14 protein-coding genes are annotated in these 10,168 nt (G+C 58.9%); 9 read left to right on the top strand and 5 right to left on the bottom strand.

Features of this window, described 5'->3' with window-relative positions:
- Window positions 1-243: 243 nt before the first annotated feature.
- From ACR0K1_RS24080 to ACR0K1_RS24070, 3 genes are all read left to right on the top strand, one after another.
- The gene (locus ACR0K1_RS24080; RefSeq protein WP_480852132.1) at window positions 244-555 is read left to right on the top strand and encodes a hypothetical protein; all 312 of its coding nucleotides are present in this window, start codon (window positions 244-246) and stop codon (window positions 553-555) included.
- 236 nt (window positions 556-791) lie between these two features.
- Window positions 792-1,112, top strand: a complete 321-nt coding sequence (locus ACR0K1_RS24075; protein WP_480617210.1) for a hypothetical protein — start codon at window positions 792-794, stop codon at window positions 1,110-1,112.
- A 122-nt stretch (window positions 1,113-1,234) separates the two neighbouring features.
- Window positions 1,235-1,687, top strand: coding sequence for a hypothetical protein (locus ACR0K1_RS24070; protein WP_480617211.1), 453 nt, complete (start codon window positions 1,235-1,237; stop codon window positions 1,685-1,687).
- 1,088 nt (window positions 1,688-2,775) lie between these two features.
- On the opposite strand, the gene ACR0K1_RS24065 is transcribed toward ACR0K1_RS24070, so the two are convergent.
- Window positions 2,776-2,913 carry an entericidin A/B family lipoprotein gene (locus ACR0K1_RS24065; RefSeq protein WP_480617212.1) on the bottom strand — a complete coding sequence of 46 codons (138 nt, stop codon included), beginning with the start codon at window positions 2,911-2,913 and terminating at the stop codon, window positions 2,776-2,778.
- 174 nt (window positions 2,914-3,087) lie between these two features.
- Window positions 3,088-3,429, bottom strand: coding sequence for an ArsR/SmtB family transcription factor (locus ACR0K1_RS24060; protein ID WP_480617213.1), 342 nt, complete (start codon window positions 3,427-3,429; stop codon window positions 3,088-3,090).
- A gap of 347 nt (window positions 3,430-3,776) precedes the next feature.
- Between ACR0K1_RS24060 and ACR0K1_RS24055 the strand changes: the two genes are divergently transcribed.
- The 6 genes from ACR0K1_RS24055 (at window position 3,777) to ACR0K1_RS24030 (ending at window position 7,680) form a co-directional block, all read left to right on the top strand.
- Complete coding sequence (locus tag ACR0K1_RS24055; protein ID WP_480852131.1) at window positions 3,777-4,409, top strand: ATP-dependent Clp protease proteolytic subunit; 633 nt, start codon at window positions 3,777-3,779, stop codon at window positions 4,407-4,409.
- Window positions 4,410-4,543: 134 nt separating this feature from the next.
- Window positions 4,544-5,809 carry an ATP-dependent Clp protease ATP-binding subunit ClpX gene (gene clpX / locus ACR0K1_RS24050; protein ID WP_480852130.1) on the top strand — a complete coding sequence of 422 codons (1,266 nt, stop codon included), beginning with the start codon at window positions 4,544-4,546 and terminating at the stop codon, window positions 5,807-5,809.
- 207 nt (window positions 5,810-6,016) lie between these two features.
- Entirely contained in the window at window positions 6,017-6,388 is a 372-nt protein-coding gene (locus ACR0K1_RS24045) for a Rid family hydrolase (protein ID WP_480617216.1), read from the top strand.
- Between the two features lie 79 nt (window positions 6,389-6,467).
- Window positions 6,468-6,851: an NADH:ubiquinone oxidoreductase subunit NDUFA12 gene (locus ACR0K1_RS24040; RefSeq protein WP_480617217.1), complete on the top strand. Its 384-nt coding sequence runs from the start codon at window positions 6,468-6,470 to the stop codon at window positions 6,849-6,851.
- An 11-nt stretch (window positions 6,852-6,862) separates the two neighbouring features.
- Window positions 6,863-7,315, top strand: coding sequence for an outer membrane lipid asymmetry maintenance protein MlaD (mlaD, locus tag ACR0K1_RS24035; protein WP_480617218.1), 453 nt, complete (start codon window positions 6,863-6,865; stop codon window positions 7,313-7,315).
- Entirely contained in the window at window positions 7,312-7,680 is a 369-nt protein-coding gene (locus ACR0K1_RS24030) for a DUF2155 domain-containing protein (RefSeq protein ID WP_480617220.1), read from the top strand. The genes mlaD and ACR0K1_RS24030 overlap by 4 nt, the downstream gene beginning before the upstream one ends.
- Here the strand turns inward: ACR0K1_RS24030 and aat are convergent.
- Genes aat through accB form a run of 3 tightly spaced genes read right to left on the bottom strand, consistent with a single transcriptional unit; the run spans window position 7,635 to window position 10,166 of the window.
- Window positions 7,635-8,267, bottom strand: coding sequence for a leucyl/phenylalanyl-tRNA--protein transferase (gene aat / locus ACR0K1_RS24025; RefSeq protein ID WP_480617221.1), 633 nt, complete (start codon window positions 8,265-8,267; stop codon window positions 7,635-7,637). The genes ACR0K1_RS24030 and aat overlap by 46 nt on opposite strands.
- Window positions 8,268-8,309: 42 nt before the next feature.
- Entirely contained in the window at window positions 8,310-9,659 is a 1,350-nt protein-coding gene (accC, locus tag ACR0K1_RS24020) for an acetyl-CoA carboxylase biotin carboxylase subunit (RefSeq protein ID WP_480617222.1), read from the bottom strand.
- A gap of 9 nt (window positions 9,660-9,668) precedes the next feature.
- The gene (gene accB / locus ACR0K1_RS24015; RefSeq protein WP_480617223.1) at window positions 9,669-10,166 is read right to left on the bottom strand and encodes an acetyl-CoA carboxylase biotin carboxyl carrier protein; all 498 of its coding nucleotides are present in this window, start codon (window positions 10,164-10,166) and stop codon (window positions 9,669-9,671) included.
- Between the last annotated feature and the right edge of the window lie 2 nt (window positions 10,167-10,168).

Here is a 10,168-nt window from a genome sequence, read left to right as displayed (position 1 = left end):
CATCCAACCAATATAGATCGCTCATATCACCGCTCGATTTTCGACCGGTGAATCACGCCGACATACAGAAATCAATGGGTCCTGACCCTAGTGGTTGGCGAAGTTTCAATCTATCCAACCGATTATAACTGCTATGTTTTCTCCATGGCGTGGATGGATCCAGACTCGGTTAGAAATCCGTTTTCAAGCTATAATTCAAGTTGGGCTTTGAGACGAGGCTCCCATTCCTTGTTTTTTAGTCTTTTGCGCTCACTGCTGAATTCCGAAATTCAAAAACAACCTTGGTTTGAAGGCGGTATGGATGCGCAGAGCTATTCATCATTTGTTTACTATTCTGAGGAAAACAAAAGGTTTAAAATTCAGTTGAACAATGAGATTCCAATTGAGGATATAAATGTGATTCTCGACTGCGCACCGCTAATAAAGTCCGTTGGCTTTGCCGGAGAGCGAGAATATCGTTTCATAATGAGGGTGGTAAAAGACGGCTACATCTACTCTGTCCCTAAGCAACCGATATTTGTAAACTCTTCTCTTCTTGTACAATATGTTGAGTAGGCATTGCGGAGAACGTTGAACTCACAACAACTCGGCAAGGCCACCAGCCGAATTTATTGCCTTTACTTAGTTTTTTGTGGTAGCACTGACCTAAGCCACGAAGTTGCATTTTCTGTCGTGTCTCTCACACTCAGGAAAGTGTCCCACCGCGTCGACCAATTGTGACCCACCTCACATCCTCAACCCCTCCCACCTGCTATTGTTGACGCAATGGAAACACTCCTTCGGAGGCTCCAATGTCCGCGTCCATGATCCCCTTCATCGCCCTCGGATCGGCTGGTCTTTATTCCGTTGCTATGATCGCGATGAAGTTCTGGTGGAAAATCCCCGGTATCGGCCTCGGACTGCTGATCGTCGCAGCTCTGCTGGCAGCCGCGACGCTGGAACTGGCCGCGCTGCGCGAGGAGCGGTTGGGGATCATCTATACCGGCATTCTGGGGGCCGAGGTCATCCTGATCGCCATCGCCTCGTACTTTCTGTTCGGCGAGAATTTCTCGTACCGTGAGGTTTTGGGCATCGCTCTGGTCCTTGTTGGCACCGCGCTGGCATGGGCCTGACCGCGATCTAACGCGTAGCTGAACCCAAGATGAAGTCTGCTTTAGATATGTTGTAAGCGGCTCGGTGCCTCCCAATCTGTTCAGCAGGCCAGCAAGGCCCAGACCTTTGGAGGAGAGAGCCAATGACCAGATACATGACTGCCGGAGCGGCCGCTCTGGCCGCGTCCCTCACCCTTGGAACGGCCGCGCTGGCCGATGCTTCGCCCGATCTGCGCGGCACATGGGCGGGTGCGTATACCACCGTGTCGCCCTCGAACCTGACCACCGGCGATGCGCCCCGCTTCAACAGCGCGGAATGGGTGCTTCAGATCGAAAAGCAGCAGGACAATGTGTTCTGGGGGCCCAGCATGTGGCGCCGCAATGCTGCCGATGACTGGACCGTGTACGAGGCCACCGGCACCGTCAGTCTGGACGGGTCGGGCAGCATCGGGATCGTCGAAAGCTCGCCCGAACCGGCGATCGGAGTGAACGCGCTGATCGATGCGCGGTACGAGGATGGCAAGATTTACGCCGATTTCCGTAGCCTGCGGTCCGGAACGACCTACAGCACCGTTCTGGAACGTCAGGTGAACTGAAGCGTCTCTGGCCCGACCGGCTGTAGGGGGTACAGACTGCCGTTGATCCAAGACTGCGGCAGAACGTAGTAGGTAATCCCGGTCGGGTCGGGGCGCTTCTCAAAACACAGTGTCTCCAAGGGGAGGAGACGGGCCGGGCGGCCAGTGCACCGTCCGCGAAAAGGTTCGGATGGCCTTGTGCAAGAATGCGGCGTTCCTTGGCACGGGGCATCTAGATCTCGCGAACCTTCAGCGCGGCTTCGCGCGGTGGTGTGTCTGCTGCCCGGCCCCGATTTCGACATGCGATTCGAGTCGTCAGGGGGCCGTGCAACACGTTAGTCCCGCAAATCCGGCCCAACGCACTGTTTGCACCCGCAGCATCGGTGGATTTCGAGGCGCGAAAACCGCTTTGGAACTTTTCCCTCACCAAACCCGTCTGGTGCCAGAACTTCTCGGCTTATCCACAAAGCTATCCCGGCGGATACCAACATCTTATCCCCGTCTAATTCTCATGCTGCAGTGCTATTTTCTTGCCGGTTGCCGGGCGTAATGTAACAGTCCCGTTACCGCACAGGTTCTTCGGAGCCAAAGGTGGAACGCAAAGGCCAGGGGGTCTTGGTCGAAGAGGTTGGATCTTAGGATTTTTCTTGTTCGGCAGAGGCTTACCGGTAGTTGGTTGTTCGGATAGGGGGCTGGCCCCGTGTTCGAGTGATCAGCTTCTCAGACGGCCTGAGCATGCCGCGATGACCCTCGGGTTCACAGCGGCGGCTGCAGTCCTTTCGGGGGCTGGGGCGACTGGATCGGGGTGTCCTTCGGGGCTCGTCGGCCCGGTAAGGCGTCAGGAGTGTCCGAAAGGATGCATGCAAAGACCGCGTCTGCGCACCTGACGCCTTTTCTTTTGCCGGTTCCACGGCTTCATACAGGCTACCCCTCACCCCCTTCGGAATGGGAACGGGGCTCTTCTGCGTGTGCAAAAGAGCCCCGATTTAGCGTCAGATGATGCAATGCCGCGTCTATGCACCTGTATGGATAGAATTAGCGGGTTTGCGGCCATGAAGCAACCATATATCGCGGGCTTGTTTTCTGACCCCGCAATATATGGGCTTTGATCAGATGTTTTCCTGAACGTCCGTGGCGGCGTCCTGGATCGCGTCGCCGGCTTTCTCGATATCCTTGCCGGCACCTTTTGCGGTTTCGCAGGCGGTCAGGGCAAACAGGCTCAGGCCAATCAGAATTGCGCGGATCATACTCGTCTCCTCAGTGCTCGATCTTCTTTTCGGTAGCACCTTTTTTTGCGGGGAACCAGTATTTTGGAGACGCTGCTGCCTTGGGTGAATATTGAATTGCCGGAGTGGCAGACGGGCCTGCGGTGTCCCACAGTTTGGCAGCAATCGAGGTCAAAGCCCCCGGGCCCCCAAGTCTCAGTCCTTGCCGTCGTTGCAAAACAGTTCGTAGACCACTTCCAGCATGCGGCGGGGGCGGTCGTCTGCAAGCCGGTAGTAGATCGCCTTGCCTTCGCGGCGCGGTGTGACCAGCCCTTCGAGCCTCAGGCGCGACAATTGCTGGGAAACGGCGGCCTGCCGGGCGGACAGCAGTTCCTCGAGTTCGGTTACGGATTTTTCGCCGGATACAAGGTGGCACAAGATCATCAGCCGTCCTTCATGGCTGATCGCCTTCAGGAAATTCGATGCGCGGGTTGCGTTGCCGACCATACGGTCAAGGTCGTGTTTGGACATGTCCGGGGACAACTGTGGCAGTGCCATCTTCTTCTGTTCCTTCGAGCCCGCCTTGCGCGGGCGTTGTTTCCTTAACCCAAGTCGCGTTGGACGGGCCACCTAAGTACAAGTTTCGTACATTTAATTCCATATGCATGAATCAAAATACCGTGATGAGATAACGGAAGCTGGCTGGAACTTGCCGATGCCCGATCTTGTACAGCGGGGCTGCCGCGGCCCCCGGACCACCGATTTCAGTGCCCGGCGGGAAGGATAACCACAATAGGCAAGCGAAACCGGCGGCCCCCCTTGCAGCCCCCCGGTGGCGACACTAAGACTCGGGTAACTCTTGTTGGGGTAACGTCCCGATCCATAGCAAAGCAGGCAGGTTCCGAATGTTCGATCCAGTAGACACTTACACGAATACGCTCGTCCCCATGGTGGTCGAACAGACCAGCCGGGGCGAACGCGCCTACGACATTTTCTCGCGTCTGCTGAAAGAGCGGATCATTTTCATCAACGGTCCGATTCACGACGGGATGAGCCATCTGGTCGTCGCCCAGCTGCTGCATCTTGAGGCAGAGAATCCGAACAAGGAAATCTCGATCTACATCAACTCGCCCGGCGGGGTCGTGACCAGCGGTTTGTCGATTTACGACACAATGCAGTACATCAAGCCGAAATGTTCGACACTGGTGATCGGTCAGGCGGCCTCGATGGGGTCGGTTCTGTTGGCCGGTGGCGAAACCGGGATGCGTTTTTCGCTGCCCAACAGCCGGATCATGGTGCACCAGCCAAGCGGCGGCTATCAGGGTCAGGCCAGCGACATCATGATCCACGCGGCCGAGACGCAGAAGTTGAAAGATCGCCTGTATGACATTTACGTGCGCCATACCGGTCAGACTAAAAAGGCGGTTGAAAAAGCGCTGGACCGCGACAATTTCATGAGCCCGGAAGAGGCCAAGGAATGGGGCCACATCGACGAAATCGTCGAAAACCGTGCGAAAATCGATACGGACGAGGCCTGAGTTCAAATCCTCGCGCCACCGGCGCGAGGTGCGATTTTGAGATTGTAGCCGCCCCGGTGCTGCCCTAAGCTGCACCAACAGGCGGCAAGCGGCCCGAATTAGGGCGGCTAAGGATGGAGCCCGAAAGGTAGATCATGGCGACGAATTCAGGCGGCGACGGCAAGAACACGCTCTACTGCAGCTTCTGCGGCAAAAGCCAGCACGAGGTCCGCAAGCTGATCGCGGGACCGACCGTGTTCATCTGCGATGAGTGTGTCGAGCTGTGCATGGATATCATCCGGGAAGAGACCAAGGCCAGCGGGCTGAAATCCTCGGACGGTGTGCCGACGCCCAAGGATATCTGCGAGGTTCTGGACGACTACGTCATCGGTCAGGCCACCGCCAAGCGGGTTCTGTCGGTTGCGGTGCACAACCACTACAAACGCCTGAACCATGCGCAGAAAGCGGGCAGCGATATTGAACTGGCCAAGTCGAACATCCTGCTGATCGGCCCGACCGGCTGCGGCAAGACCCTGCTGGCCCAGACGCTGGCGCGCATACTGGATGTGCCGTTCACAATGGCGGATGCAACCACGCTGACCGAAGCTGGTTACGTGGGTGAGGATGTCGAGAACATCATTCTGAAACTTCTGCAAGCCAGCGAATATAACGTCGAACGCGCGCAGCGCGGCATCGTCTATATCGACGAGGTCGACAAGATCACGCGCAAGTCCGAAAACCCCTCGATCACGCGTGACGTATCGGGCGAGGGTGTACAGCAGGCGCTGCTGAAGCTGATGGAAGGCACCGTGGCATCGGTTCCGCCGCAGGGCGGGCGCAAGCATCCGCAGCAGGAATTCCTGCAGGTGGACACCACCAACATCCTGTTCATCTGCGGCGGCGCCTTTGCAGGTCTCGACAAGATCATCGCGCAGCGTGGCAAGGGCTCGGCCATGGGCTTCGGTGCTGACGTTCGCGACAATGACGAGCGTGGCGTGGGTGAGATCTTCAAGGATTTGGAACCCGAAGACCTGCTGAAATTCGGTCTGATCCCGGAATTTGTCGGCCGTCTGCCGGTTCTGGCAACGCTCGAAGACCTGGACGAAGACGCTCTGGTCACGATCCTGACGAAGCCCAAGAACGCTCTGGTCAAGCAATACCAGCGCCTGTTCGAACTGGAAGATGCAGAACTGGCCTTTACCGACGACGCGCTGAAAGCCATCGCCAAGAAGGCGATCGAACGCAAAACCGGCGCGCGCGGGTTGAGGTCGATCCTCGAGGATATTCTGCTGGACACGATGTTCGAACTGCCCGGCATGAAAAACGTGACCGAGGTTGTGGTGAACGAAGAGGCGGTGACGTACGACAAGCAGCCCCTGATCATCTACGAGGACTCGGCGGAATCGGCCTCGGCGGGTTAATCCGACTGGGTTGTTTCTTAAAAATGCCCGGGTCAGGGGGGCGCTGCCCCCGCCGCGGCAAGCCGCGCCTCCACCGGGATATTTGTGGACAGATGAAGCAGGGGATCCGGACTTCATCTGTCCACAAATATCCCGGAGCGCGAGGCAGAGCCTCGCTTTTGTACAGCCTTCTCGGCGCGGGCGAAGGGACGTAACAGAGAGAACCAGATGATCAGACGCATTCACTCCGGCGGCGAATACGAAGAGAAGGTTGGCTATTGTCGCGCGGTTGTCGCCAATGGGTTCGTTTTTGTGGCTGGAACATGCGCGCAAGGCGATGACCGGCCCCGGGATATCGTTGGTCAATGCAAATCCGCTCTGGACGCAATCGAACGCGCCCTGTCCGAGGCTGGCGCGTCGATGGCAGAGGTCGTGCGGGTGAATTACTATCTGCCGAATATGTCTGAGTTCGAGCTCTGCTGGCCTTTGCTACGGGACGCGTTCGGCTCCAATCCGCCAGCGGCAACAGTGATCGAATGCAACCTGATTACGCCCGAAGACCGGATCGAGATCGAAGTGACCGCCGCTTTGCCGGAGTGACGCAGCCGCCCCCGTTGCACTGGACCTTGGCGAGCCTTTGGTCCATACCTTCACTCAACCGAAATGCCGGAGTCAGATGATGGGAATCGTTAACACTCTTTTGCGGGCCGTGACCTGGTGGAACGGGGCCACCCTGAACACGCAGATATTCACTGCACGCAAGGGCGTCAAAGTCGGCGAAGACGATGAAGGCAATGTCTTTTATCGCACCGCCGATGACAGCAAGCGCTGGGTGATTTTCAATGGCGAGGCCGAGGCCAGCCGGATCGATCCCGATTGGCATGGCTGGCTGCACCGGACCTGGGATGAGCCGCCGACGGACAAGCCGCTAAAGCACAAAGCCTGGGAAAAACCGCATCAGGAAAACCTGACGGGCACTGCGCTGGCCTATGCGCCCGCAGGCTCGCTGCGCCGGGCCGACCCGATTGAGCGTAAAGATTACGAGGCCTGGAGCCCGGAATAAACGAGGCGAGTATGTCGACCCACAACTGGACCGAAGTCGTTGTCGGCGGTGCCGTATTGGCGTGCGCCGTCGCATTTGGCGTTTACGCCAGTCAATCCACCGGCCTGTCGCAAAGCAGCGCCGGGTATGAGCTGGGCGCGTCATTCCGTTCGCTCGAAGGGGTTGGGGTCGGCACCGATGTGCGTCTGGCCGGTGTCAAAATCGGCACCGTGACCAATGTCAGCCTGAACCCGGACACCTATCGCGCCGATACAACGTTCTCGATTGCCGACAGCATCCTTGTGCCGGACGACAGCGCCATCGTGATCTCGTCCGAAGGGCTGCTGGGCGGCAATTTCGTCGAGGTGATGCCCGGCGGATCGCCGTTCTTCTTTGAACCCGGCGACCAGATCGAGGACACGCAGGGCGCGGTCAGCCTGATTTCACTGTTGGTCAAATTTGTGGCCGGAAGCGGCGACGAATGATGCGTTGTGCGTTGATAGCTCTGGCGCTGATGGCGACCGGCGCGGCGGCGCAGCAGAAGGTGCAATCCGGCCCCGGCGCGATATTGCGGGGGCTGGACAAGGTCAATGGCCAGACCATCGATGTGGAAATGCAGAATGGCGCAACGCAGCCCATCTTTGGTCTGGATGTGGCTTTGGGCGATTGCCGGTATCCGGTGGACAACCCGACCGGTGACGCCTTTGCCTATTTGACGGTCTGGGAAACGGGCAAGGCGGATCAGCTGTTTGACGGCTGGATGATCGCAACCTCTCCGGCGCTGAACGCGCTGGATCACTCCCGTTACGATGTCTGGGTGATCCGCTGTATCACCCCGTCGGCTGACTGAGCCACGGTGGCCGAAAAGTCGGCGCCGGCGCTGATGGCCTCATCCAGTTCTTGCCGGTATTGGCTGCGCGGGATCTCGATTGCCCCGAGCGTGGCAAGATGGGCCGTCAGGAACTGGGTGTCGAACAGTTGAAAACCGGTCTGCCGCAGGCGATCGACCAGATAGGCCAAGGCGATCTTGGACGCATCCGCGCGCCGTGAAAACATGCTTTCGCCAAAGAACGCGGCACCGAGCACCACGCCATAGACGCCTCCGACCAGCCGGTCATCCTCCCACACTTCCAGAGAATGCGCATGGCCCGCGCGGTGGAGTTGTTCGTACAGGTCACGCAATTCGGTGTTGATCCAAGTATCCGCCCGGTCGGCGCAGCCATCCACGACGCCGGTGAAATCGGTATCGATGGTGATCGTGAACCCGCAGTTTCGGATGCGGCGCGCAAGGCTACGCGACATGTGGAATCCGTCCAGCGGAATGACCCCCCGAAACTTCGGGTCGACCCAGAACAGCTCGGGGTCGTCGCGATGTTCTGCCATCGGGAAGATGCCGATGGAATACCCATGCATCAACAGTTCGGGGGACAGGCTCATACGGAACGCCCAAGGACCGGCCGGGGGGCCGGTCCTGTGTTCTTAATCGGCCATATTCTCCGCAAGCCAGTGCTCCAGCCAGTGGATGTTGTAGTCGCCGCTGTGGATGTCAGGTTCCTGCAGCAGGGCATGGAACAGGGGCACGGTGGTGTCGATGCCGTCCACGATCAACTCACCCAACGCGCGTTCCAGCCGGGCCAGAGCCTCGGCCCGGTCGCGGCCCTGCACGATCAGCTTGGCAATGAGCGAGTCGTAGTAGGGCGGGATCGAATACCCGTCATACAGAGCCGAATCCATCCGCACGCCAAGACCGCCGGGCGCGTGATACGCCGTGATCTTGCCGGGGCAGGGTGAGAAGTTGGGCAGCTTTTCAGCGTTGATCCGAACCTCGATGGCGTGGCCGTTGATCTCAAGATCGTCCTGACCGAACGACATGTCCTCGCCTGCGGCGACGCGGATTTGTTCCCGCACCAGATCGACGCCGAAGATGCCTTCGGTCACCGGGTGTTCCACCTGCAGGCGGGTGTTCATCTCGATGAAGTAGAACTCGCCATTCTCATACAGGAATTCGATGGTGCCCGCGCCGATATAGTTGATCTTGGCCACGGCGTCGGCGCAGATCTTGCCGATCCTGGCGCGCTCATCGGGGGTGATGCAGGGGCCGGGGGCCTCTTCGAACACTTTCTGGTGGCGGCGCTGCAGGGAACAGTCGCGTTCGCCCAGATGCACCGCCTTGCCCTTGCCGTCGCCAAAAACCTGAATTTCGATATGGCGGGGCGTGGTCAGGTATTTCTCGATATAAACCTCGTCATTGCCAAAGGCGGCCTTGCCCTCGGCGCGCGCGGTCATGAAGGCGCTTTCCATCTCATCGGCGCTGTGCGCGACTTTCATGCCGCGACCGCCGCCACCAGCGGTGGCCTTGATGATGACGGGATAGCCGAATTCTTCGCCGATCCGCTTGGCATCGGCCAGCGTGGGAACGCCACCGTCAGAGCCCGGAACGCAAGGCACGCCCAGTTCCTTCATCGTGTCCTTGGCGGTGATCTTGTCGCCCATGACGCGGATGTGCTCGGCAGTTGGGCCGATGAAGGTGATGCCGTGATCTTCGACGATCTGCACAAACTCGGCGTTTTCGGACAGGAACCCATAGCCGGGGTGGATTGCCTGTGCGCCGGTGATCTCGCAGGCCGAGATGATGGCGGGTACGGACAGATAGCTTTGCGGGCTGGGCGGAGGGCCGATGCACACCGATTCGTCCGCCATGCGCACATGCATCGCGTCGCTGTCAGCGGTCGAATGCACGGCGACCGTCTTGATCCCCATCTCACGCGCGGCGCGGATGACGCGCAGGGCGATCTCGCCTCGGTTGGCAATCAGGATTTTATCGAACATCCGCCCGCCTTACTCGATGATGACCAGAGGGGTGCCGAATTCCACCGCATCGCCATCGCCCACGAGAATGCGCTTGATGGTGCCCGATTTGGGTGCGTGGATATGGTTCATGGTTTTCATCGCTTCGACGATCAGCAGCGTTTCACCCTCGGACACGGATGCACCGACCGAGATGAAAGCGGGCGCGCCGGGTTCGGGCTGCATGTAGACAGTTCCCACCATGGGCGAGGTCACGGCACCCGGATGGCTGGCCGGATCATCGACCGCGGCAGGGGCTTCCGCGGGGGCCGCTGGTGCGGCTGCAGGCGCAGCAACCGGTGCGGCAGTGGGAACAGCCACCTGAACCGGAGCGGCCACGGTTTGCGACATACGGCTGACGCGGACGTTCAGGCTGTCTTCCTCACCGTATTCACGCTTGACCTGCAATTCGGTCAGGTCGTTTTCGCGCAGCAGTTCGGCCAGTGCCTTGATGAACGCCACATCCGCTTCGTGTTTGGTATCTGTCATGA

The sequence above is a fragment of the Ruegeria sp. F5 genome (genome assembly GCF_056533845.1).
This window is presented reverse-complemented; position numbering and strand designations above follow the sequence as displayed.